General features: G+C 72.1%; 19 protein-coding genes and 1 tRNA gene. 2 read left to right on the top strand and 18 right to left on the bottom strand.

The window, feature by feature from the left end; translation table 11 throughout:
• Positions 1 to 17: 17 nt before the first annotated feature.
• Positions 18 to 845: an oxidoreductase gene (locus J8M50_RS27040; RefSeq protein ID WP_010358417.1), complete on the bottom strand. Its 828-nt coding sequence runs from the start codon at positions 843 to 845 to the stop codon at positions 18 to 20.
• A 171-nt stretch (positions 846 to 1,016) separates the two neighbouring features.
• Between J8M50_RS27040 and J8M50_RS27035 the strand changes: the two genes are divergently transcribed.
• Complete coding sequence (locus J8M50_RS27035; protein ID WP_010358418.1) at positions 1,017 to 1,595, top strand: TetR/AcrR family transcriptional regulator; 579 nt, start codon at positions 1,017 to 1,019, stop codon at positions 1,593 to 1,595.
• Positions 1,596 to 1,657: 62 nt separating this feature from the next.
• On the opposite strand, the gene J8M50_RS27030 is transcribed toward J8M50_RS27035, so the two are convergent.
• The 11 genes from J8M50_RS27030 to J8M50_RS26980 form a co-directional block, all read right to left on the bottom strand.
• Positions 1,658 to 1,731: transfer RNA gene (locus J8M50_RS27030), tRNA-Thr, on the bottom strand.
• An 82-nt stretch (positions 1,732 to 1,813) separates the two neighbouring features.
• A complete protein-coding gene (locus J8M50_RS27025; RefSeq protein WP_010358419.1) occupies positions 1,814 to 3,379 on the bottom strand; it encodes an alpha/beta hydrolase in 1,566 nt (521 codons plus the stop codon).
• A gap of 119 nt (positions 3,380 to 3,498) precedes the next feature.
• The gene (locus J8M50_RS27020; protein ID WP_010358420.1) at positions 3,499 to 4,704 is read right to left on the bottom strand and encodes a DNA polymerase III subunit delta'; all 1,206 of its coding nucleotides are present in this window, start codon (positions 4,702 to 4,704) and stop codon (positions 3,499 to 3,501) included.
• A gap of 162 nt (positions 4,705 to 4,866) precedes the next feature.
• Positions 4,867 to 8,199, bottom strand: a complete 3,333-nt coding sequence (gene tmk, locus J8M50_RS27015) for a dTMP kinase (protein ID WP_010358421.1) — start codon at positions 8,197 to 8,199, stop codon at positions 4,867 to 4,869.
• 201 nt (positions 8,200 to 8,400) lie between these two features.
• A complete protein-coding gene (topA, locus tag J8M50_RS27010) occupies positions 8,401 to 11,241 on the bottom strand; it encodes a type I DNA topoisomerase (RefSeq protein WP_010358422.1) in 2,841 nt (946 codons plus the stop codon).
• Between the two features lie 271 nt (positions 11,242 to 11,512).
• Positions 11,513 to 11,710, bottom strand: a complete 198-nt coding sequence (locus J8M50_RS27005) for a hypothetical protein (protein ID WP_029184428.1) — start codon at positions 11,708 to 11,710, stop codon at positions 11,513 to 11,515.
• A gap of 229 nt (positions 11,711 to 11,939) precedes the next feature.
• Positions 11,940 to 13,466: a DUF7059 domain-containing protein gene (locus J8M50_RS27000; RefSeq protein WP_010358424.1), complete on the bottom strand. Its 1,527-nt coding sequence runs from the start codon at positions 13,464 to 13,466 to the stop codon at positions 11,940 to 11,942.
• Positions 13,467 to 13,502: 36 nt separating this feature from the next.
• Positions 13,503 to 14,150: a hypothetical protein gene (locus J8M50_RS26995; protein WP_010358425.1), complete on the bottom strand. Its 648-nt coding sequence runs from the start codon at positions 14,148 to 14,150 to the stop codon at positions 13,503 to 13,505.
• A 211-nt stretch (positions 14,151 to 14,361) separates the two neighbouring features.
• The gene (locus tag J8M50_RS26990) at positions 14,362 to 16,716 is read right to left on the bottom strand and encodes a sodium-translocating pyrophosphatase (RefSeq protein WP_010358426.1); all 2,355 of its coding nucleotides are present in this window, start codon (positions 16,714 to 16,716) and stop codon (positions 14,362 to 14,364) included.
• A 220-nt stretch (positions 16,717 to 16,936) separates the two neighbouring features.
• Positions 16,937 to 17,329: an ATP-binding protein gene (locus J8M50_RS26985; RefSeq protein ID WP_010358427.1), complete on the bottom strand. Its 393-nt coding sequence runs from the start codon at positions 17,327 to 17,329 to the stop codon at positions 16,937 to 16,939.
• A gap of 108 nt (positions 17,330 to 17,437) precedes the next feature.
• Positions 17,438 to 17,779, bottom strand: a complete 342-nt coding sequence (locus tag J8M50_RS26980) for an STAS domain-containing protein (protein ID WP_010358428.1) — start codon at positions 17,777 to 17,779, stop codon at positions 17,438 to 17,440.
• Positions 17,780 to 17,859: 80 nt separating this feature from the next.
• Between J8M50_RS26980 and sftH the strand changes: the two genes are divergently transcribed.
• Positions 17,860 to 20,307: a DEAD/DEAH box helicase gene (gene sftH, locus J8M50_RS26975; protein ID WP_075661354.1), complete on the top strand. Its 2,448-nt coding sequence runs from the start codon at positions 17,860 to 17,862 to the stop codon at positions 20,305 to 20,307.
• A gap of 544 nt (positions 20,308 to 20,851) precedes the next feature.
• On the opposite strand, the gene J8M50_RS26970 is transcribed toward sftH, so the two are convergent.
• The 6 genes from J8M50_RS26970 to J8M50_RS26945 form a co-directional block, all read right to left on the bottom strand.
• Positions 20,852 to 21,202: an Rv3654c family TadE-like protein gene (locus J8M50_RS26970; RefSeq protein ID WP_029184430.1), complete on the bottom strand. Its 351-nt coding sequence runs from the start codon at positions 21,200 to 21,202 to the stop codon at positions 20,852 to 20,854.
• Positions 21,199 to 21,549, bottom strand: a complete 351-nt coding sequence (locus tag J8M50_RS26965) for a TadE family type IV pilus minor pilin (protein ID WP_010358431.1) — start codon at positions 21,547 to 21,549, stop codon at positions 21,199 to 21,201. Before J8M50_RS26965 ends, J8M50_RS26970 begins: the two co-directional genes overlap by 4 nt.
• A complete protein-coding gene (locus J8M50_RS50160) occupies positions 21,536 to 21,673 on the bottom strand; it encodes a DUF4244 domain-containing protein (protein ID WP_370516984.1) in 138 nt (45 codons plus the stop codon). Before J8M50_RS50160 ends, J8M50_RS26965 begins: the two co-directional genes overlap by 14 nt.
• Before the next feature lie 318 nt (positions 21,674 to 21,991).
• Positions 21,992 to 22,780, bottom strand: coding sequence for a type II secretion system F family protein (locus J8M50_RS26955; protein WP_010358433.1), 789 nt, complete (start codon positions 22,778 to 22,780; stop codon positions 21,992 to 21,994).
• Between the two features lie 248 nt (positions 22,781 to 23,028).
• The gene (locus J8M50_RS26950) at positions 23,029 to 23,889 is read right to left on the bottom strand and encodes a type II secretion system F family protein (RefSeq protein ID WP_010358434.1); all 861 of its coding nucleotides are present in this window, start codon (positions 23,887 to 23,889) and stop codon (positions 23,029 to 23,031) included.
• Positions 23,886 to 24,462: ATPase, T2SS/T4P/T4SS family (locus J8M50_RS26945; protein ID WP_040837961.1), on the bottom strand; the 577-nt coding region annotated here is incomplete at its 5' end. The genes J8M50_RS26945 and J8M50_RS26950, both read right to left, overlap by 4 nt.

Raw genomic sequence — 24,462 nt, 5'->3', positions numbered from 1 at the left:
CCCGGGGCGTCCTGCCGTCACGAGGTACGCACGAGTGTCAGCCCGTTGAACTTGCGCATCTGCCGGTCGAAAACCCGGGCGGGAGCCACCCGGCGCAGCAGGCTGAGGCGTCGGGCGAGCGGTCCCGCCGTGGTGCGCAGCCTCGGCCTGCGCGCCGTGGCCGCCGCGACGACGGCCCGGGCGACGACGGCGGGGGCATCGCCGCCGGTGACCGCCCCGGCGATCACCTCGTCGACGGTGCGCCGCTGCTCCGCGTAGACCGGCAGCGGGGTGTCGGGCTGCACGAGGTTGCCCTCGAACGCGGTACTGGTCCCGCCGGGCTCGACGAGCAAAACCCGTACGCCGTGTTCACGGACCTCGTGGTCCACGGACTCGGAGTACCCCTCGACCGCGTGCTTGGACGCGATATAGGCGGCCATGAAGGGCTGGGGAACGAACCCGTAGATCGACGACAGGTTGACGATGCGGCCACGGCCCTGGGCGCGCATGTGCGGCAGGACGGCCTTCGTCATGCGGACGACGCCGAGGACATTGACGTCGAGGACGTGCCGGTGCTGCGCCAGGGAGCTCTCCTCGGTGGCGCCCGACGAGCCGATGCCGGCGTTGTTGACCAGGACGTCGATGCGGCCGAACCGGTCGATGACCTGTCGGACCAGCGTGGCGACCGAGTCGTCGCTGCTCACGTCGAGGTCGAGGAAGGTCACGCCGTCCCGGGGGGCGACTTTCGCGGTGTTCCGGCTGGTTCCGATCACCTCGAAGCCCGCTTCGACGAGGGCGAGGGCGGTGGCTTCTCCGATGCCGGAGGACGCGCCTGTCACGAGTGCTACGGGTCGTTTCGTGTCCATCACGGACTCCTGAGGTTCTGATCATGTCCACAGCGATTGCACGCTTCCTGACGGAAACCGCATCTCCAGAGTACCCATTATCGAGTTAACCGCAACATCACTGTCGCAGTTTATGGAAAAGGTGCAGCTCGGGAGTACCTTCTTCAGAGAAACGACGGGAAGGGAGACGCCATGGGGCGAGCTCTGCGGGCTGATGCCGAACGCAGCGTGCGCGCGATCCTGGAGGCGGCCGAGAGAGTGCTCGCCGAGGACCCCGGCGCGCCGATGGAACAGATCGCCGAGGCCGCGGGCCTGGCCAGGACGACGGTGCACCGCCGATTCGCCAACCGCCAGGCCCTCATCGAGGCACTGGCCGCTTCCGCGAAGCAGCAGCTCACCGACGCCATCGACGACGCCCACCTGGACACCGCTCCCCCACTGGTCGCCCTGCACCGCGCCACCGCGAACACACTGCGCGTCAAAGGCGCCTGGCGATTCACACTCGGCAATCCCCTGGCCCAGAACGACACCGCCGAGGACGTCTGGACGGAGATCAACGCCCGGTCCCTGACCTTCCTCGCCCGGGCCCAGCACGAGGGACTCCTCGACCCCGCAGCAGACCTGGAGTGGACCCGCCGCGTCTACTACGCCCTCATCGGCGAGGCCCTGCACGGCCCCGACGCCCACGAGGACCAGGACGCCCAGAACCCGGACGCCCTGGCCACACGCATCGTCGACACGCTGCTGCATGGCGCGGGACGCCGCGACTGAGCCTCACGCGGCACTCAAACAGAAAGCCCAGGTCACAAGAGATGTGACCTGGGCTTGATCTGAGCCGCCTTCGGGATTCGAACCCGAGACCTACGCATTACGAGTGCGTTGCTCTGGCCATCTGAGCTAAGGCGGCGCGCCGTTCGCACCATGGTGCGGTCAGCAACGGGGTTAAGTCTACACAGTTCCGAAGGGTGCTCCGACCACCCCTGATGGGGTCAGGAGCAGCGCTTGCCGGGCGCTGGGACGGCTCCCGTGAGGAGGTAGGTGTCGATCGCCGAGTCGATGCATTTGCTGCCGCGCCCGTACGCCGTGTGCCCGTCGCCGTCGTACGTCAGGAGGTGCCCGGCGGAGAGCTGGCCCGCTAGGGACTCGGCCCAGCGGTAGGGCGTCGCGGGATCGCGGACCGTGCCGACGACGAGGATCGGCGCGGAGCCCTGCGCGGTGATGCGGTGCGGGGTGCCGGTCGCGCCCACCGGCCAGTACGCGCAGGTCAGGGACGCCCAGCCCATGCCCTCGCCGAAGACGGGGGACGCCTTCTCGAAGGCGGGGAGGGCCGCGCGCACCTCGTCGGGCGTGGAGTACGCCGAGGGGAGGTCGAGGCAGTTCACCGCCGCGTTGGCGGACATGAGGTTGGCGTAGCGGCCCGTGGAGTCGCGTTCGTAGTAGCTGTCGGAGAGGACGAGGAGACCGGCGCCGTCGTTCTCGCGGATCGCGGACGAGAGAGCCTCGCGGAGCTGTTCCCACGTGCTCTCGTCGTACATCGCGGCGATCACGCCGGTCGTCGCGAGGGCCTCGCCCAGCTTGCGGCCGTCCGCGTCGCCCGTGGGGATCGGGTGCGCGTCGAGGCGCCGGAAGAACGCCTTCAGGCCCGCGCCGACCTGCGCGGGTGTGCCGCTGAGGGGGCAGTCGGGGTGCCGTACGCAGTCCTTCGCGAAGGACTGGAACGCCGTCTCGAAGCCGGCGGTCTGGTCGAGGTTCATCCGGCGGGCGGTCAGGGAGGGGTCCATCGCGCCGTCGAGAACGAGGCGGCCGACCCGGTCGGGGAACAGGCCCGCGTACGTCGCGCCGAGGAACGTGCCGTACGACGCGCCCACGTACGTCAGCTTCGGGTCGCCCAGCGACGCGCGCAGGATGTCCATGTCGCGCGCGGCCTCGACGGTCGACACGTGCCGCAGCAGCTTGGGCGCGTCGGCGCCGCAGCCCTCCGCGAACTTCTGGTACGCCCCCACCAGCGCGTCCATCTCCCGCTGGTCGTCGGGGGTCGTGTCGGTCTGCGTGTACGCGTCCATCGCGCGCCCGTCGAGACACTCCACGGGTTCGCTGCGGGCGACCCCGCGCGGGTCGACGGCGACCATGTCGTACCGCGCGCGCACCGGCGCCGGGTAGCCGAGACCGGCGTACTGCTGGAGGTAGCCGACCGCCGAGCCGCCCGGCCCGCCGGGGTTGACCAGCAGCGATCCCAGCCGCTTGCCCGGACCCGTGGCCTTCTTCCGGGCCACCGCGAGCCGCACGTCCCCCTGCGCCGGCTTCGCGTAGTCCAGCGGCGCCTTCATCGTCGAGCACTCGAAGCCCGGCACCCCGCAGCTGCGCCACCGCAGCTTCTGCCCGTAGTACGACGACAGCTCGGCCGGCGTGGCCTTCGGCAGCGCCACCAGCTCGGCCCGCGCGGCGTCGGCAACCGAGGCGGCACCCCCGGTGGAACAGCCGCTCAGCAGCAGCGCCGCCGAGGCGAGCGACGCGATCAGGGCGGTGGGCGGTCGGAGGAGGCGGCTGAGACTCATACACCGAGAGTAACGCTGAGCGACGACACGAACACGATTCGCCCGGGATTCACCCCGTACGAGTGACAGTCAGTCAACTCACGGTGACGTCAAGGCGATCGAGGCAGGCCCGGAAAACCTCAGCCCGCCCGCAGCGCCATCGTCATCGCCTCCACCGCCAGCAACGGCGCCACGTTCCGGTCCAGCGCCACCCGGCACGCCCCGATCGCCTCGATCCGCCGCAACGTAGCCTCCGCGGACCCCTCCCGGGCGAGCCGCTCCAGCGTGTCCTCCGCGTCCGCGTTGGCGAGGGCGACCCGCGTGCCGAGCTGGAGGGCGAGGACGTCGCGGTAGAAGGCCGTGAGGTCGGTGAGCGCGACGTCGAGGCTGTCGCGCTGGGTACGGGTCCGGCGGCGCTTCTGCTTGTCCTCCAGGTCCTTCATCACCCCGGCGGTGCCGCGCGGCATCCGGCTGCCCTGGGTCGCGCCGAGCGCTGCCTTCAGCTCGTCGGTCTCCTTCACGTCGACCTCCTCGGCGAGCACCTTCGCGTCCTCGGCCGCCGCGTCGACGAGTTCCTGCGCGGCCTTCAGCGCGCCGCCGATCTCACCGACCCGCAGCGGCAGCTTCAGCACGGACGCGCGCCGCTCCCGCGCGGCCGGGTCGGTCGCGAGGCGCCGCGCGCGGTCGACGTGCCCCTGCGTCGCGCGCGCGGCGGAGGCCGCGACGTCCGGCGCGATGCCCTCGCGCCGGACCAGCATGTCGGCGACGGCGGCGACGGACGGCGTACTCAGGTTGAGGTGCCGGCAGCGGGAGCGGATCGTCGGCAGGACGTCTTCGAGGGACGGCGCGCACAGCAGCCAGACGGTACGCGGCGCCGGTTCCTCGACGGCCTTCAGCACCGCGTTCGCCGACTTCTCGTTCAGCCGTTCCGCGTCCTCGACGAGGATGATCTGCCAGCGGCCGGTCGCCGGGGACGTGAACGACTTCCTGACCGTGTCCCGCATGTCCTCCGCGAGGATCTGCGTACCGACGGCGGCGACGGTCGTCACGTCCGCGTGCGTCCCGATCAACGCCGTATGACACCCGTCGCAGAACCCGCACCCCGGCGCGCCCCCCAGCGCCCGGTCCGGACTGACGCACTGCAACGCCGCCGCGAACGCCCGCGCCACCTGCGTACGACCGGCCCCGGGAGGCCCGGTGAACAGCCAGGCGTGCGTCATCGAGGAGGCCTCGGGAGGCGGCGCACCGGTGGTGGCGGCGGTCACGAACGCGTCGGCGTCCCGAGCAGCGGCCCCCAACTGCTCACTGACCCGCTCCTGCCCGACAAGGTCGTCCCACACACTCACCTGGCCGACCGCCTTCCGTTTCGTCCCACTCGGCGCTGCGGGTTCCATTGTGCGTGGCGCCACTGACAAACGAAGACCAGCCCACATCTTCAGGGGCTCGAGAAACCACGAAGGCGCCGCACCCGCCGTACGACAGGTTGCGGCACCCCGTGATGCGCCTACCTACCGCCGACGCCCACCCTCGTCCTCATCCCGCCGAGACCCCAACAACTCATCGGCCAACGACGGCAGATCATCCAACGGCGTCTCCTCGGCCCAGTCGGACCGAGGCCGCCGACGAGGCGCCCCGCTCTCGTCCACCTGAGGCAACTCCCGCGTACGATCCTCCCGCTCCTCCCGGAAGAACCCCGGCGGCACCCGATCAGCAGGCCCCGCGCCAGGAACCGGCGGCAGCACGGCCGTCTCCTCCGCATCCGCGTCCACAGCCCAGGACGGCCGCGCGGAAGCGGACGGCTGAGGCAGCTCGGCCGTCACGTCACCCGGCCCCGAAGCCACGTCGTCCTTCACCAGCCGAACCGGCGGCAGCACGGCCGTCTCCTCGACGTCCCGCCCCCGCCCAGCCTCCTCCGGCGTCACCGCAGGCGTAGGCACGGTGACCGCCTCGGAAGGAGCAGGCCAAGCCCCCTTCTTCCCGGCACCAGAACCAGCACCGGAACCGACCCCAGACCCGGCACCTGCCCCCGTCCCAGACCCACCCCGAGCCACAGGCCAAGCCGCCGACTCCCCGGACTCGGTCCGCACATCCCGCCCCTCAGAAGCCCCTCCGGCACCCCCACGCGCAGCAGGCCAACTCACCGCCCCCGCACCGGTCCCGGGCTCACCGACAGCAGGCCACCCTCCGCCCACGACAGGCGTACCGTGCGCCGGCGTCCGAGGCCCGGCCGCAGCAGCGGCAGCCGCCGCCTCAGCAGCCCGCCGCGCCTCCTCGGCCCGCACCAACGCCTCCTCCGCCCGCCGCTGCTTCTCAACTCGCCGAGCCTCGGCCTCGGCACGCAGCCGCGCCTCCTCCTCGGCCTGCTGACGACGCCGCTCCGCCTCGACGGCACGCCGCGCCTCTTCCTCGGCGCGCGCCTTCTCCTCCGCGAGGAGCCGCACCCGCTCCTCCTCGGCCCGCCTGCGCGCTTCCTCCGCGCGCACGCGCGCCTCCTCGGCCTGCCGTTCGGCCTCGCGCCGCTGCGCCTCCTCCAGCTCGCGCCGCTTGCGCTCCTCCTCCTCGGCACGGAGCTTGGCGAGCTGCTCCTGGCGCTCGCGCTCCAGACGCTCCTCCTCGGCCTTGCGGGCGGCCTCTTCCTCGGCCTTGCGCCGGGCGTCCTCCTCGGCCTTCCTGCGCGCCTCCTCCTGGGCCTTGATCTCGGCCTCGGACAGCGGCAGCAGCTGGTCGAGCCGCGCGCGGACGACGGTCGTCACGGACTCGGGCTCCTGGCCCGCGTCGACGACGAGGTAGCGCCCGGGGTCGGCGGCGGCGAGCGTGAGGAAACCGGACCGCACGCGCGCGTGGAACTCGGCGGGCTCCGACTCCAGCCGGTCCGGCGCCTCGGTGAACCGCTCGCGCGCGGTCTCCGGCGAGACGTCGAGCAGGACGGTCAGATGCGGTACGAGACCGTCGGTCGCCCAGCGCGAAATGCGCGCGATCTCGACCGGCGACAGGTCGCGCCCGGCGCCCTGGTAGGCGACGGAGGAGTCGACGTACCGGTCGGTGATGACGACGGCGCCGCGCTCCAGAGCGGGCCGTACGACGGTGTCGACGTGCTCGGCGCGGTCGGCGGCGTACAGCAGCGCCTCCGCGCGGTGCGAGAGGCCGGCCGAGGAGACGTCGAGGAGGATCGAGCGCAGCCGCTTGCCGACCGGCGTCGCGCCGGGCTCGCGGGTGAGGACGACCTCGTGGCCCTTGGCCCTTATCCACTCGGCGAGCGCCTCGGCCTGGGTGGACTTGCCGGCGCCGTCGCCGCCCTCCAGGGCGATGAAGAAGCCGGTCGTGGCGGGCGCGGTGGCGGGTTCCGAGCCGCCGAGCAGCGCGTCGCGCAGGTCCTGGCGCAGGGGGACGCCGGAGCGGTCGTCGACCTTGGCGAGGACCAGCGCGGCGACGGGCAGCAGCAGCGCGCCGACCAGCATCAGCGTGAACGCGGCGCCACCGTGCACGAAGACGAACCGGCCGCTCTCCAGGCGGTGCGGGCCGATCAGCGCGGCCACGAGGGGCGCGATCAGCGCGGCGAACCCGACGAAGACCCGGACGACCGCGTGGAGGTGCTCGGTGACCCGCGCGCGGCGGCTGTCCTCGGTCTCCTGGTCGAGCAGCGCGTGCCCGGTGTTCGCGGCGACACCCGCGCCCACGCCCGCGAGGGCGGCGAGCAGCAGGACCGTCGCGTTGTCCGGGACGAGCCCGGCGGCGAGCAGCGCCACGCCGGTGACCGCGATGGCCAGCGCCAGCAGGCGGCGGCGCGACAGCGCGGGCAGGATCTTGGCCGCCGTACGGATGCCGACGACGACCCCGCCGGTCAGGCCGAGGACGAGCAGGCCGTACGAGATCGGGCCGCCGCCCAGGTCGACGGCCTGGAGGACCGACACCGCCACGGCGGCGGCGATCGCGCCCGCGACGGCGCCGCAGGCCGTCACCAGCAGCGGGATCGCGCCGGTGCGGCCGGTCTCGGTGCCGGTGCCCGCGCGCGGGCGGCGCAGGCCCTCCAGCGGGGACCGCGCGCGCGGGGTGCGCACCTTGGGCAGTTCCAGCGCGGAGACGACCGACAGGGACGCGGCGAACAGGCCCGCCGCGACGTACGACGCAAGCGCCGCCTGGTGCTGGTCGAACCAGGCGACACCGGCGCCCAGCAGGACGTTCACCAGACCGGCCGCGATCAGGACGGCGCCGCCGAGCGGGATCGCCGCGAAGCTCGTACGCAGCGACAGGCGGCGCAGGGCGTCCATGTGGTCCGGGAGCGGCCGTACGGTCGCCCCCTCCGGCGGCGGCGCCGGCAGCAGCGCGGGCGCGGCGCCCTCGCGCGCGACGGTCCACAGCCGCTCGGCGATGCCGGTCACGAAGACCGTCGCCAGCAGCAGCACCAGCGCGTTGCCCGGCGTCCAGTCGATCCACAGGGGCGCGACGATCAGCAGCACCGCGCGCACGCCGTCCGCACCGGCCATCGTCCAGCGGCGGTCCAGCGGGCCGTCGGGGGAGGTGAGCGAGGTCAGCGGGCCGAGCAGGACGGCGCCGAACAGGACGGTGGCCGCGGCGCGCACGCCGAGCACGAGCGCGACGGACAGCGCCGCCCCTCGGTACCCGCCCCCCAGCGAATCCTGGGCGACGACGGCCTGGAGCGTGAGGAACACCAGCACCAGGACGGCGAGGGCATCCCCCACCCCGCCCACCAGCTGCGCACTCCACAACCGCCGCAACTGCGGCTGCCTGAGCAACGCCCGCACGGCGCGCTCGCGTGAGTCCACCACCAGGGCGTCATTCTCTGCCGGGTGAAGGCCCGTCGGCTGCTCGGCTCGCGTCATGCTTTCAGCCTATCCGCCCCCACTGACAGCCCACCCCATACGACCACTCTCGCCCGACCTCGGCCCCCACCGAACCCGCACCAAAACCCCACCACTCCCCCGCACCCCGACCCGGCACCCGGCACCCGGCACCCGGCACCCGGAAACGACAGAGCCCCGCGCCACGCCACCCTCGGCGCGACACGGGACCCTGTCCCTCGCTCAGTCCTCCGCAGCCGCCCGGGAAGCAGCGCTCTTCTTCGCCGCAGCCGTCGCAGCCGTCGCCGTCTTCTTCGCGGTGGTCGTCTTCTTGGCCGCCGTCTTCTTCGCGGCAGCCGTCTTCGTCGCCGCCGCCTTCTTAGCCGGAGCCTTCTTGGCGGGCGCCTTCTTCGCGGTCTTCTTCACCGGCGCCTTCGCCCGCTTCTCCGCGAGGAGTTCATAGCCGCGCTCGGGGGTGATCTCCTCGACGCTGTCGCCGGACCGCAGCGTCGCGTTGGTCTCCCCGTCGGTGACGTACGGCCCGAACCGGCCGTCCTTGACGACGACGGGCTTCCCGCTGACGGGGTCCGCGCCGAGCTCCTTCAGCGGCGGCTTGGCGGCGGCACGCCCCCGCTGCTTGGGCTGGGAGTAGATCTCCAGCGCCTCTTCGAGGGTGATCGTGAAGAGCTGGTCCTCGGTCTGGAGGGACCGCGAGTCGGTGCCCTTCTTGAGGTACGGCCCGTAGCGCCCGTTCTGCGCGGTGATCTCGACGCCCTCGGCGTCGGCGCCCACCACGCGCGGGAGGGACATCAGCTTGAGCGCGTCATCGAGGGTGACCGTGTCGAGGGCCATCGACTTGAAGAGCGAGGCGGTGCGCGGCTTGACCGCGTTCTTCCCGGTCTTCGGCGTCCCCTCGGGCAGCACCTCGGTGACGTACGGCCCGTACCGGCCGTCCCGCGCGATGATCTGGTGCCCGGAGACGGGGTCGGTGCCCAGCTCGAAGTCCCCGGAGGGCTTCGCGAGGAGTTCCTCGGCCATCTCGACGGACAGCTCGTCCGGCGCGAGGTCCTCGGGGATGTCCGCGCGCTGGTGCCCCTCGGCGTCCTTCTCCCCGCGCTCGATGTACGGCCCGTACCGCCCGACCCGCAGGACGATCCCGCTGCCGACGGGGAACGACGACACCTCGCGCGCATCGATCGCGCCGAGGTCGGTCACCAGCTCCTTGAGCCCGCCGAGGTGGTCACCGTCGCCGTTGCCCGCGTCGGCCGCTCCGCCCGCCGCGCCGGTGCCCTCGCCGAAGTAGAACCGCTTGAGCCACGGCACGGACTTCGCCTCGCCGCGCGCGATGCGGTCGAGGTCGTCCTCCATCCGGGCGGTGAAGTCGTAGTCGACGAGCCGCCCGAAGTGCTTCTCCAGGAGGTTGACGACGGCGAAGGACAGGAACGACGGGACGAGCGCCGTGCCCTTCTTGAAGACGTAGCCACGGTCGAGGATGGTCCCGATGATCGACGCGTACGTCGACGGGCGGCCGATCTCGCGCTCTTCGAGCTCCTTGACGAGAGACGCCTCGGTGTAGCGCGCCGGAGGCTTCGTCGCGTGCCCGTCGACCGTGATCTCCTCTGCGGTCAGCGGGTCGCCCTCGGTGACCTGCGGGAGGCGCCGCTCGCGGTCGTCCAGTTCGGCGTTCGGGTCGTCCGCGCCCTCGACGTACGCCTTCAGGAAGCCGTGGAAGGTGATCGTCTTGCCGGAGGCGGTGAACTCGACGTCCCGGCCGTCGGCAGCGGTGCCGCCGATCTTGACGGTGACGCTGTTGCCGGTGGCGTCCTTCATCTGGGAGGCGACCGTGCGCTTCCAGATCAGCTCGTAGAGGCGGAACTGGTCGCCGGTCAGGCCCGTCTCCGCGGGGGTGCGGAAACGATCACCCGAGGGGCGGATCGCCTCGTGCGCCTCCTGCGCGTTCTTGACCTTGCCGGCGTACGTGCGCGGGGCGGAGGGGAGGTAGTCGGCGCCGTAGAGCTGCGTGACCTGCGCGCGGGCCGCGTTGATCGCCGTGTCGCTGAGGGTCGTCGAGTCCGTACGCATGTAGGTGATGAAGCCGTTCTCGTACAGCTTCTGCGCCACCTGCATGGTCGCCTTCGCGCCGAAGCCGAGCTTGCGGCTGGCCTCCTGCTGGAGGGTCGTCGTGCGGAAGGGGGCGTACGGCGAGCGGCGGTACGGCTTGGACTCGACCGACCGGACGGCGAACCGGGTCTCTTCCAGGGCGGCGGCCAGGGCGCGGGCGTTCGCCTCGTCGAGGTGGAGGATCTGCTCGCTCTTGAGTTGTCCCAGGGAGTCGAAGTCGCGGCCCTGCGCGACCCGCCTGCCGTCGACGGTCTGGAGGCGGGCGACCAGCGACGACGGGTCCGACGAGTCCCCGGCGCGGCCGGTCGCGAAGGTCCCCGTCAGGTCCCAGTACTCAGCAGAACGAAAAGCGATGCGCTCGCGTTCCCGCTCGACCACGAGTCGTGTCGCGACGGACTGGACGCGGCCCGCCGACAGCTTCGGCATGACCTTCTTCCACAGGACCGGCGAGACCTCGTAGCCGTAGAGGCGGTCGAGGATGCGGCGGGTCTCCTGGGCGTCGACGAGCTTCTGGTTGAGCTGGCGCGGGTTGGCGACGGCGGCCCGGATCGCGTCCTTGGTGATCTCGTGGAAGACCATCCGCTTGACCGGGATCGTCGGCTTGAGGACCTGCTGGAGGTGCCACGCGATGGCCTCGCCCTCGCGGTCCTCATCGGTGGCCAGGAAGAGTTCGTCGGACTCCTTGAGGAGGTCCTTCAACTTCTTGACCTGCGCGCGCTTGTCGGCGTTGATCACATAGATGGGCTGGAAGTCGTTCTCGACGTCCACGCCGAGGCGGCGCACCTCGCCGGTGTACTTCTCCGGCACCTCGGCGGCGCCGCTCGGAAGGTCGCGGATGTGCCCGACGCTGGCCTCGACGATGTATCCGGGGCCGAGATAGCCCTTGATCGTCTTCGCCTTGGCGGGCGACTCGACGATGACGAGTCGCCTGCCGCCCTTCGCGGTCTCGCTTGTCGGGGACAACTTCGCTCTTCTCTCCGGATCGACGCTGGGGGCCTCCCCAGGCTTCGTCCCGGGGCACGGTCATGGTGACGCTGCGGAGTGTGACGGTACCTCCCGCCCCCGTGTCAAACGGGAAAAGCCCGCAACGGCCACTCGAACGGTAACCCGACTACCGCCATTCCTGCCGCCCGGAGTGCCGACCGACGTATTCAGGACGGCCACCGCCGCCCCGCCCCGTCGTCCGGTACGGCGCTCCCGCGCGCGGTGACCCCGCGCCGCACCGTGCGCGCGCTCAGACCCGCGTGAGGCACCACGCCGCGACGGCCAGCGACGCCACGGCGGCGGCCGTGGCGAACGTCACCGCGACCCCTTGCCCGACCCCCTGGGCGACCGGCTGCCGCTGGCGCGCGCGTACGGTCGTCCACACCAACAACCCGCCCCCGAACAGCGCGAACACCGCCCCCGCGAAGATCGCCGGCCCACTCTCCATGCCCGTCCACGCCCCCTCGTCGCCCCGCACGCGCGTGCGGCTGCGCCGGACCCTGCCACGCCCGGACGGCACCCCGGCGAACCTCAGGTGAACACCGCTCGGACGCTCCCTCGGACCCGGAGGGAACCCCGGCGCACCGACGCACACGCCGGGCACACACCACCCGCGCGCGGGTGCCTTTCCGGCCGACTTCCGCGCGCGGGCCGCAGCCGAGGCCGAGCGCCCCGCCTCAGTCCCCGGCCACCGGCTCCAGGAACCCCTGCTCCACCAGCATCCGGATCTGCGCGGGCGTGCGGTCGCGCAGGACGACCTGGTCCTCGCCGAGGAGCTGGGCGATCGCGTCGAGGATCACGCCGGCGGCCAGCGAGCCGTCGCACACGCCCGCGAACCCGGCGCCGACGGTGTCGACCTTGGTGGCCCGGCGCATGCCCCGGTGCTGGCGCAGGACGACGTGTTCGGGGTCCTCGGCGCCGGGCAGGCCGACCTGTTCCTGGACGACCTCGGCGGCCAGCTTGAACCGCGCGGCGAGGAGGGCCGCGTCGTCGTGGGCGCGGAGGTAGTCGACGCGGTCGAAGTGGGCGCGGATCGCGTCCCCGAGGGGCTGCTCGACGGAGTGCGGCCACTCCTCGACGGTGACGGACGGCTCGGCGGCGGCGGCCTTGCGCAGGGTGATCCACCCGAACCCGACGGCCTTCACCTTGCGCGCCTCGAACTCGTCCAGCCAGGCGTCGTAGCGCGCCTCGTAGGCCGTCGGATCGTCCCGGTGGTCCCCGGCGTCGCGCAGCCACAGTTCGGCGTACTGGGTGACGTCCTGGACCTCGCGCTGGACGACCCACGCGTCGCACCCGCGCGGGATCCACGAGCGCAGCCGGTCCTGCCAGTCCTCGCCCTCGACGTGCTGCCAGTTGGCGAGGAACTGCGCGTACCCGCCCTCGTTCAGCCGCACGCCCGCGCCCTGGACGAGCGCGCGGCACAGGTCGTCGCCGCCCATCCCGCCGTCCCGGTACGTCAGGCGCGCGCCCGGGGAGATCACGAAGGGCGGGTTGGAGACGATCAGGTCGTACGACTCGTCGTCGCGCAGCGGCTCGTACAGCGAGCCCGCGCGCAGGTCGGCCGCCGGGGCGCCGGACAGGGCGAGCGTGAGGGCGGTGATGTGCAGCGCGCGCGGGTTGAGGTCGGTGGCCGTCACGCGCGTGGCGTGCCGGGCGGCGTGCAGGGCCTGGATGCCGGACCCGGTGCCGAGGTCGAGCGCGGCGCCGACGGGCGTGCGGACGGTGATCCCGGCGAGCGTCGTGGAGGCGCCGCCGACGCCGAGGACGACACCGGCGTCGGCCCGCTTCCCGATGCCGCCCGCCCCGCCGACCGCGCACCCGAGGTCGGACACGACGAACCAGTCCTCGCCGTCGGGCCCGCCGTAGGGCCGTACGTCGACGGTCGCCGCGACCGTGTCGCCCGCGCGCGTGAGCCAGCCGCTCTCGACGCACGCGTCCACCGGCAGGACGCTGGCCACGCGCGCGTGGGGCACGGTCCGCTGCAACAGGAAGAGCCGTACGAGGGCCTCCAGCGGCGTGTCGCCGCGTGTCGCGCGCAGGGCGGGCACCGTCTCGCTGCGGGCCAGCGCCGTGTATGCGGGGGCGCCGAGCAGGTCGAGGAGCCCGTCGGCGGTGAAGGAGGCCGCGAGCAGCGCCTCCCGCAGCCGGACGGTCACATCGACGTGGTCGGACGAGGGCAGCGGGGAGGGGGTGACTTCACTCACCCGCTCATTGTCCCCCGTACGCACGCGCGGGGGCGGCTACCCCTTGGCCGCACCCGTCGCGGACCCCGACGGCGACGGCGAGGCCGCCGGAGCCGAGGGCGTTCCCGCGTCGGCCGGCGCCGAGGGTGCCGCCGTCTGCTTGCAGGTGTCCTGTTCGACCATCGCCCGCTTGACGTCCCCGGTCTCCAGGTCCGTCAGCGCCGTGTCGCTGGTCTTGAGCGTCTTCAGGTCGGAGGCCACCGCTTCGAGCCCGACGGAGAACTTGGCCTCGCTCTTCGTGTCGAGCGCGTCCGTCTTGGTCTTGAGCCCGGCGTACGACGTGGACAGCGAGGTGAGCGCCGTGACGGCGTTCTGCTGCTTCGTGGCGCCGTTCTCGACCCCGGGCGGCGCCCCGGCGGAGCTGATGGCGTCGGCGAGCCCCTTGTAGCCGTCGGCCTGCTGCTGGAAGGCGAGGGACAGCGTCTGCTGGACCTCCTTCGGCGGGAGGCCGTTGGTGGAGACCTTCTGGATGGAGGCGCCGGCCGTGTCGATCTTGGCCTTGAGGGCGGGGATGTCGGAGCAGAGCTTCCCGGCCCAGGCGACGAGGTCCTTGTCGACCTCGTTGTTCTTCTGGTTGCTGCAACCCGACAGCGTCAGTATCAGGACCGCACCGCCGGACAGTGCGGCCGCAAGCTTCTTGTTCACCGGATCGGTCCCTTCCTTGGCTCTCGGCCACGGAAACATACACGCCGACCGGACCCTCACCGTCGGGAGAGCGGCCTCTATAGGGGGCTATCGGGACCTTTGTCCCCCACACCCGCTCCCCCGCTCTCGGGAGAGAAGCCTCACGGCGCGCAAGGGCGGGCGGCCCACACACGGACCGCCCGCCCTATAGGGACGACGTTCTGTACAGAACTTACGTAACGGCCGCCCTATGGTGCGCGCCTGTCGCCTCCTCGGACTCCTCCTCGTCCCCCACCGCGATCCCGCGCCGCTTGGACACGTACACCGCGCCCACGATCACCGCGAGGGACAGCACCGAGATCAGCACCCGTATCCCGACGCTCTTGTCCGCGCCGTACGAGAACTTGATCACGGCGGGAGCGATCAGCAGGGAGACGAGGTTCATGACCTTCAGCAGGGGGTTGATGGCGGGCCCGGCGGTGTCCTTGAAGGGGTCGCCGACGGTGTCGCCGATGACGGTCGCGGCGTGCGCCTCGCTGCCCTTGCCGCCGTAGTGGCCGTCCTCGACGAGCTTCTTGGCGTTGTCCCAGGCGCCCCCGGAGTTCGCGAGGAAGACGGCCATCAGCGTGCCCGTCCCGATCGCCCCCGCGAGGTACGCGCCGAGCGCCCCGACGCCGAGCGTGAACCCGACGAAGACGGGCGCCATGACGGCGAGCAGACCCGGCGTCGTCAACTCTCTGAGCGCGTCCTTGGTACAGATGTCGACGACCCGGCCGTACTCGGGTGTCTCCGTGTAGTCCATGATCCCGGGCCTCTCCCGGAACTGCCGCCGCACCTCGTAGACGACCGAACCGGCCGACCGGGACACGGCGTTGATCGCGAGCCCGGAGAACAGGAAGACGACGGCCGCGCCGGCGATCAGCCCGACGAGGTTGTTGGGCTGCGAGATGTCCATCATCAGGCTCATCGGCGCGCCATCCCCGCTGAGCTTCTCGCCGACGTCCCGCGCGCCCGTGGTGATGGCGTCCCGGTACGACCCGAAGAGCGCCGAGGCGGCGAGTACGGCGGTGGCGATGGCGATGCCCTTGGTGATGGCCTTGGTGGTGTTGCCGACGGCGTCGAGGTTGGTGAGCACCTGCGCGCCCGCGCCCTGGACGTCGCCGGACATCTCCGCGATGCCCTGCGCGTTGTCGGAGACGGGCCCGAAGGTGTCCATGGCGACGATGACGCCGACGGTCGTCAGCAGCCCCGTCCCGGCCAGCGCGACCGCGAACAGGGCGAGCATGATCGACGTACCGCCGAGCAGGAACGCGCCGTAGACCCCCAGGCCGATCAGGAGGGCGGTGTAGACGGCCGATTCGAGGCCGATGGAGATCCCGGCCAGGACGACCGTCGCGGGGCCCGTGAGGGACGTCTTGCCGATGTCCTGCACGGGCCTGCGGGTGGTCTCCGTGAAGTAGCCGGTGAGCTGCTGGATGAGCGCGGCCAGCACGATCCCGATCGCGACGGCGACCAGCGCGAGGATCCGCGGATCGCCGCCCCGGCCGCTGATCGCGGTGTCGGTGACGCCGTCCAGGTCGCCGTACGAACCCGGCAGGTAGACGAAGACGGCGACGGCGACGAGTGCGAGGGAGATCACAGCCGAGATGAAGAAGCCGCGGTTGATGGCGCTCATGCCGCTGCGGTCGGTGCGGCGGGGGGCCACCGCGAAGATGCCGATCATGGCGGTGACCACCCCGATCGCCGGGACGAGCAGCGGGAACGCGAGCCCCGCGTCGCCGAAGGCGGCCTTGCCGAGGATCAGCGCGGCGACCAGCGTCACGGCGTACGACTCGAAGAGGTCGGCGGCCATGCCCGCGCAGTCGCCGACGTTGTCGCCCACGTTGTCGGCGATGGTCGCGGCGTTGCGGGGGTCGTCCTCCGGGATGCCCTTCTCGACCTTGCCGACCAGGTCGGCGCCGACATCGGCGGCCTTGGTGAAGATGCCGCCGCCGACCCTCATGAACATGGCGATGAGAGCGGCGCCGAGGCCGAAGCCCTCCAGGACCTTGGGGGCGTCGGCCGCGTAGACGAGGACGACGCAGGAGGCACCGAACAGGCCGAGGCCGACGGTGAACATGCCGACCACACCGCCGGTACGGAATGCGATCTTCATCGCTTTATGAGATACGGCGGTGAGATCCTTTTCCGGCTCCCCCTCGGCCGGAGTCGCTTCTCTGGCCGCCGCCGCGACCCGTACATTGCTGCGCACCGCGAGCCACATGCCGATATAGCCGGTGGCCGCCGAGAACCCCGCGCCGACCAGAAAGAAAGCCGACCTTCCGGCCCGTTGATTCCAGTCGTCGGCGGGGAGCAACATCAACAGGAAGAACACGATCACCGCGAATACACCGAGCGTGCGCAACTGCCTGGCGAGATACGCGTTCGCGCCTTCCTGGACCGCCGCCGCGATCTTCTTCATGCTGTCGGTGCCCTCGCCGGCAGCCAGTACCTGGCGCACCAGCACACCCGCGACCACCAGGGCGGCGAGCGCCACGACAGCGATCACCGCCACCAGGACACGATTTCCGTCGGTCAGCTCCGCCATTCGTCCTCCTTGACGTTTGGGCTGAGCTCCTGAGATGTGGACGGATTGTAGGTACCGGAACCCGATCAATACAGTGCGCGGCAGGCAGAATTCGCCGCCGCGTCAAGTAATGCGACGGGGGCATTAAGATTCTTTTGACGAATCCACTGTAAGTGTTAATCACCGGGTCCGCACATGCCGAAGGGCCCCACTCAGGGGGCCCTTCAGCACTGCTGTCGTATTACGCCGGTGTCGTCGGCCACGTCATCCGGATGAGACCCGGCGTGACCTGGACGTCGTCCACGAGCCCGCTGATGACCGCGAGGCCCATGTCGTCCTCCTCGGTCTCCGCGCCGCCCGGCGACCCGTCACCGGGGGCGGTGACCGACGCCTCGTCGCCGACCTCGATGGAGAACTGCTTCTCCTCCTCGATCAGCGCGACCTGTACGGGTGCGGTGAGGCCCGCGCTCTGGTGGAGCCCCACCGCGCGCGTACAGGCCTCGCCGACGGCGAGCCGGACCTCGTCGAGTACGGCCTCGTCCACTCCGGCCCTGCGCGCCACCGCTGCCGCCACCAGTCGGGCGGTCCTGACGTGCTCGGGCAGCGCGCTGAAGCGGAGTTCAACGGTGGCCATGCGTCCCCCTCGGAACTACGGACGTGCTTGTGGGAAGGCCGGACCGCCGGTGTACGGCGGCCCGGTCCCCCCGGTTGTTCAGTTCGTCGTACCGCTGGTGGGCGGAGGTCAGTCGGTGGCCTCGACGGCTTCCGTGACCGAGGTGTGGATCGGGAACACCTTGGTGAGCCCCGTGATCCGGAAGATCTTCAGAATGCGCTCCTGGTTGCAGACCAGGCGCAGCGAGCCCTCGTGGGCACGCACACGCTTGAGGCCGCCGACCAGAACGCCGAGCCCGGTGGAGTCGAGGAAGTCCACGCCCTCCATGTCCACGACGAGGTGGAAATTCCCGTCGTTCACCAGCTCGACCAGCTGCTCGCGCAGCTTGGGCGCGGTATATACGTCGATTTCGCCACCGACCTTGACGATCGTGCGATCGCCGATGGTCTCGGTCGACAGGGACAGGTCCACGGATCCTCCAGCACCTTGCTATCGAGCGGTCGCCCCTCGGGACACCTAGGCAGGAGCCCCTGGACGGTTCGCCAGCCGCGATGGCATTCAATCACTTACCGGCAGGCGTGCACGACGCCTTCGCTCCATTGTCCGTCACGCCGGTGACACACTCGGTGCCGATGGCCAAGAATCACCGATCCGATCGACCCTCGCCGCAGGCGCTGCTGCACAGCCTCGCCGCGGGGTCCGACCGTGCCTCGCGCATCACCCATACGGAGCACTTGCCCCCGCGCGCGGGCCGTCATGCCGTCTGGCCGCACCGGATCCGCGCGGAAGTGGTCGCGGCCGTACGGGAGTACGGCATCGAACACCCCTGGGCGCACCAGGCGCTGGCCGCCGAACACGCCCTGGACGGCGAGTCGGTGATCGTTGCCACAGGCACCGCCTCGGGCAAGTCGCTGGCTTATCTGGTACCGGTCCTGTCGGCCCTCCTGGACGGCTCCGAGGCCCCCAACGGCCGTGGCGCGACGGCTCTCTACCTCGCGCCGACGAAGGCGCTGGCGGCGGATCAGCTCCGATCCGTGAAGGAACTTTCACAACCTCTCGGCACCGCGGTGCGTCCTGCCGTGTACGACGGTGACACTCCGGTCGAGGAGCGGGAGTGGGTCCGCCAGTACGGCACGTACGTCCTCACCAACCCCGACATGCTGCACCGCGGCATCCTCCCCTCGCACCCGCGCTGGTCCTCGTTCCTGAAGTCCCTGAAGTACGTCGTGGTGGACGAATGTCACACCTACCGGGGCGTGTTCGGCTCCCACGTCGCCCAAGTCCTGCGCCGGCTGCGGCGGCTGTGCGCGCGGTACGGCTCCTCCCCGGTGTTCCTGCTGGCCTCCGCGACCGCCGCCGAGCCCGCGGTCACCGCCGGGCGCCTGACGGGCCTGCCGGTCGTCGAGGTCGCCGACGACGCCTCCCCACGCGGCGAGCTGGTCTTCGCCCTCTGGGAGCCGCCGCTGACCGACCTGCACGGCGAGAAGGGCGCGCCGGTGCGGCGTACGGCGATAGCCGAGACCGCCGACCTGCTGACCGACCTCGCGGTCCAGGGGGCGCGTACGGTCGCCTTCGTGCGCTCCCGGCGCGGGGCCGAGCTGATCTCCGTCATCGCCCAGGAGCGGCTCTCCGAGGTCGACCGGTCGCTCGCGCGGCGGGTGGCCGCGTACCGGGGCGGGTACCTGCCCGAGGAGCGGCGGGCGCTCGAACAGGCGCTGCACTCCGGGGAGCTGCTCGGTCTTGCCGCCACGACGGCCCTGGAGCTGGGCGTGGACGTCTCCGGGCTCGACGCCGTCCTCATCGCCGGGTACCCCGGCACCCGCGCGTCCCTGTGGCAGCAGGCGGGGCGTGCGGGGCGGGGCGGTGAGGGGGCGCTCGCGGTCCTCGTCGCGCGGGACGATCCGCTGGACACGTTCCTCGTCCACCATCCCGAGGCGCTGTTCGACCAGCCCGTCGAGTCGACGGTCCTCGACCCCGACAACCCGTACGTCCTGGCGCCTCACCTGTGTGCGGCTGCCTCGGAACTTCCGCTCACCGAGGAGGACTTCTCGCTCTTCGGCCCCTCCGTCAAGGATCTCCTCCCCCAGCTGGAGGCCGCGCGGCTGCTGCGCCGGCGCACCAAGGCGTGGCACTGGACACGCCGGGAACGGGCCGCCGACCTCGCCGACATCCGGGGCGAGGGGGGTACGCCGGTCCAGATCGTCGAGGCGGGTACGGGGCGGCTCCTGGGCACCGTCGACGCCGGGTCCGCGCACACGAGCGTCCACGAAGGGGCCGTGCACCTGCATCAGGGCCGTACGTATCTCGTGCGCGCGCTGGATCTCGACGACTCCACGGCGTTGGTCGAGGAGGCCAACCCGCCGTACTCGACGATCGCCCGGGATACGACGGCTGTCGCGGTGCTGTCCGTCGACGCCGAGATCCCTTGGGGCGAGGGGACGTTGCACTACGGCTCGGTGGAGGTGACGAACCAGGTCGTGTCGTTCCTGCGCCGCAGGGTCCTGACGGGCGAGGTGCTGGGCGAGACGAAGCTGGATCTGCCGCCCCGGACACTGCGCACCCGCGCGGTCTGGTGGACGGTGACGGAGTCCCAGCTCGACCACGCCAACATCTCCCCGGAGATCCTGGGAGGCGCCCTCCACGCCGCCGAGCACGCCTCCATCGGCATGCTCCCCCTCTTCGCGACCTGCGACCGCTGGGACATCGGCGGCGTCTCGATCCCGCTGCACCCGGACACGCTCCTGCCGACGGTCTTCGTGTACGACGGCCACCCGGGCGGCGCGGGCTTCTCGGAACGCGCCTTCCACACGGCGAGCACCTGGCTGACGGCCACCCTGGAGGCCATCAGAGCCTGCCCCTGCGAGGCGGGCTGCCCGTCCTGCATCCAGTCCCCCAAGTGCGGCAACGGCAACGAGCCGCTGCACAAGCGGGGGGCGATACGGCTGTTGGGGGAGCTGCTGCGGGGGTGTGAAGGGGTGGACGGGGGCGCGAAGGGGTGAGGTTGGGGCGTGCGGGGCGAAATGGGGGCGTGAAGGCGCGGGCGGCTGAACGGCGAACGGTCCAACTCCCTCGGGGCGCGGGGCTGCACCGATGCGCGGCTCCGCAGCGCGAGCGCGAACAACCACGGACCCACACCCGACCCGCCTCGCCCAACCCCCAGCACCGAACAACGCGGGGAGCAGCCATCCCTTCTGGGGTGCAGGGCCGCACGGGCGCGAACAACCACAACAGCCCCGCACCGACCCCCTCCATCGCGGGAAGCCACCGACTCCCTCAGAGGCGCGGGACTGTACCGATGTGCGGCTCCCGCCGCGCGGGCGCGACAAGCCACGACGAACCCGCACCGGACCACGACCCGACCGCCCCGCCTCAAACACCCCCAGCACTGAACATCGCGGGATGCGGTCACCCCCGAGGGGCGCGGGCTGTATCGATGTACCGGCTCCGCCGCGTGCGCGCGACCAGCACGCGAAAGGGCTGACGGCGGGCCCGAGTCGGCTGGGCTCCGCCGCGTGCGCGCAACCAGCACCGACGAACCCGCGCCTACTCACCCCCCTCCTCCACAACCCCCGCCCGTGCCCGCCCCTCCGCCTCGAACGGCCCCGCCCCCACCACCACCGTCAGATCCACGACACCCCCCGTCACCGAACACCGCACCACCCGCCCGCCCTGAGCCCGAGCCACCCCCCGAGCCCGCTCACAGGCCACCTCCGCCCCCTCCAGCGCCCTTCCCGCCCCCGCCAACGCCGCGAGATCCGCCCCACCGGCCGCCCGGTGCCGTACGACGACGGCCTGGCCCAACGCCAGCACCGCCCCGAACACGACACACAGCACGGCGACGACCACGACGCCCCACACGCTCGCGGACCCCCGATCCCGAGACCCCCGTTTCACCGCCCCACCCCCTCAGCCACGGCAACAGCCTCCTCCCGCACCTCGAACGGCAACCCCCCGAACCCGACCGGCTTGGCAACGACGACCACCCGAACCTGATCCCCCTCCCGCCCGACAGACACCCGCGCGCCCCGAGGGGCGGTCGCCCGGACCACCCGGACGACCACCTCCTCGGTCTCCTCCCGCGCAGCGGCCCGCGCACCGGCACTCGCCGCATCCACACACCGGATCTGCACGACCACCGCAAGCAGCCCCCAGACCAACGCCATCGCAAACGCGACCAGCACCGGCAACACCACGGCCGCCTCGGCGGTGACGAACCCCCGATCCCGCTCACACCGTCGCACTGAGCGCCCTCGAAACGATCGCGGCCAGTTGCCCGGACACGGCGTCACTGGTCACGACCTTGTAGAAGGCCATCGCGAACGCAACGGCGACCAAGATTCCAACCGCGTACTCCGAGGTGGCCATCCCGGCATCCCGCCCACTCCTCCGGGCACGCACCCGACACCCCCACCCACGCACCCGAGCCCACACAGCCCGCCACACCTCGGCCTGCCCCATCCCAACCGGGCTCGCCCCAACCTGACTCGCACCGACCCGGCTCGCACCGAGCAGAGTCGCACCACCCTGCCCCGCACCGGCCTGATCCCTCTCGGCCTGATCCACCCCGACCGAACTCGCACCGACCCGACCCATCCCAACCTGATACATCCCGACCTCCAACAGTCCATCTCTCATCGCTTCACACCGCTCTCAACCACTCGCTCCACCCTCACGCCACCTCGCTCACCCGCCCATCACCCCTCCCGCCAGCCCGACCATCACCGGCACCACCCCCATCACCACGAACGCCGGCAGAAAGCACAGCCCCACCGGAGCCGTGACCAACACTCCCGCCCGCCGGGCCCGAGCCGTGGCCGACCGCAACCGCTCCGCCCGCGCGTCCGCCGCAAGCCGCGCCACAGGCACAGCCGCAGGCACCCCGGACACATCGGCCCGCTCAAGAAGCCGAGCCAACCCCTCCGCCCCCGGCACCCGGGCCAACCGCCCCCACGCGTCCCCGGGTTCACCCCCGAGCCGCACCTCGGCGGCCCCCCGGGCAAGCCCCTCCCCGACGGGCCCGCCCAGCGCCTCCCCCACGGCCTGAGCCGCGACGACAGGCCCGGCCCCGGCGGCAACGCACGCGGCCAACAGATCTGCGGCCAAGGGAAGCTGCCGAGCCGCAGCGACCGCATCGACCACCTCCCCAGGCTCCCCGGCGCTCCTCTCCCGCCCCCGCCGCCACCGCCACACTCCGACGGCCCCCACCACCCCGAGCACGCCCCCGAGCCCCCCACCGACGAGCACCCAGGCGACCCCCACAACCCCCGCCTCAAGCCCCCACCGCCGCCCCAGCTCCCACACCCGCACCCTCGGCACACTCGCCTCGGCCACCATCCGCAAAGCCATCAACTCCGCGAGCCGCCGCCGAACCCTCCGCTCCCGCCGAACCTTCTCCACACCCCGCAGCCCCCACCCGAGCACCGCAAGCACCCCAAGGGCCACCCCCAGCCTGTGGACAACTTCCTGACTCACCCGGCCACCACCTCTCCGAACCCCACGAACCGCCTGAACCCCAGCACGCCCGACACGTCACACCGCCTCTCTCCGAACCCCTCCGAAACTCCCCGACCACCACCCGCCCGCACAGCCCTCACCTCCCGAACCTCCGCATCCCGAACCGACTTGCCGCATCCCGTCACCTCCCGACCTCCGACCCGAACCGGCCTCTCGCCCCATCACCTCCCGACCCGAACCCCGCCCCAAAGCCCCGCCCGCACCCCTCACCCCACCTCCGCCCCCCGAACGATCCGAGCCACCCACCACACCCCCGCCGCCTCCAACACCCCGCCCACCACCAGGCACCCCACCCCCACCCCGGAGTGCAGCAACACCCCCAACGGATCCGCCCCGACCGCCGCCCCCAGCCCCAACCCCACCACCGGCAACCCCGCCAGCATCACCGCAGTCGCCCGAGGCCCAGCCAACTGAGCCCGCAGATCCGCCCGTTGGTCCCGCTCCGCACGCAACGCCTCCTCCACCCGATCGAGCCCGGCAGCAAGCCCGGCCCCCTGGTCGACGGCGACCCGCCAGCACGCGGCGAGCCCCAGCAGCCCTTCCGCGCCGGGCTGCCGAGCGGCAACCGCGAGGGCGGCCGGCACATCCCCGCCGAACCGCGCAGCGGCCAGCACCCCCGCCCGCGCCTCGTCGAGCCCGGCGGACTCCCGCGCGGCCAGCGACAGCGCCTCCCCGGGCTGCCGCCCCGCCCGCACCTCCCCGGCGAGGACCGAGCACAGCCCGATCACCGCGTTGACCCGGTTCTCACGCTCCCGGCGAGCCTCGGCGGCCAGCCGCAGCCTCCGTACGAGCGGCACCGCGGCGACCCCGGCGAGCACCGGCAGCACAGATGCCCCGAACACCCCGAAGGCGACCCCGACGACAGGCGCCCACCACTCGACCCGCCACCGCTCCCGCACCCGCCGCCACTCCCGCCCGGCGTCCCACCCTCCGTCCACGACGACCCCGCCCCCGGCGAGCAGCAGCCGAGCCCGCCGGACCCCTTGCCGCTGCTCCCCGACGGTCCAGAACACGACCCCGGCGCACGCGACGGCCGCGCCCAGGGACAGCTCGTACGCCGACGTCACGCGCCCTCACCCCCGAGCAGCTCCCGCAGCCGCGCCCACCCGGTCTCCTGGACGAACGCCTCGGCGCCCCACCGCAGCGCCGGCACGGTCCGTACGAGCCCGGCGGGGTCCCGCTCCAGGACGTGCACCTCGGCGATCCTGCGCCGCCCGCTCCCGTCCCGTACGAGGTGCAGGACGACCGACAGGGCCGCCGCCAACTGGCTGTGCAGCGCGGCCCGGTCGAGCCCGGCGGCGGTACCGAGCGCTTCGAGGCGGGCGGGCACGCCGGACGCGGCGTTGGCGTGGACCGTCCCACAGCCGCCCTCGTGGCCGGTGTTGAGGGCCGCCAGCAGGTCCAGGACCTCAGGCCCGCGCACCTCCCCCACGACCAGCCGGTCCGGCCGCATCCGCAGCGCCTGCCGTACGAGGTCCTCCAGCGTGACCAGCCCGGCGCCCTCCTGGTTCGCGGGCCGGCTCTCCAGCCGTACGACGTGCGGGTGATCGGGCCTCAGCTCGGCCGAGTCCTCCGCGAGCACGATCCGCTCCCTGGGCCCGACCAGCCCCAGCAGGGCGCTCAGCAGCGTCGTCTTCCCG

The sequence above is a fragment of the Streptomyces acidiscabies genome (genome assembly GCF_020010905.1).
Taxonomy (GTDB): domain Bacteria; phylum Actinomycetota; class Actinomycetes; order Streptomycetales; family Streptomycetaceae; genus Streptomyces; species Streptomyces acidiscabies.
The sequence above is the reverse complement of the archived record's forward strand: the minus strand, read 5'-3'. Positions and strand labels throughout refer to the sequence as shown.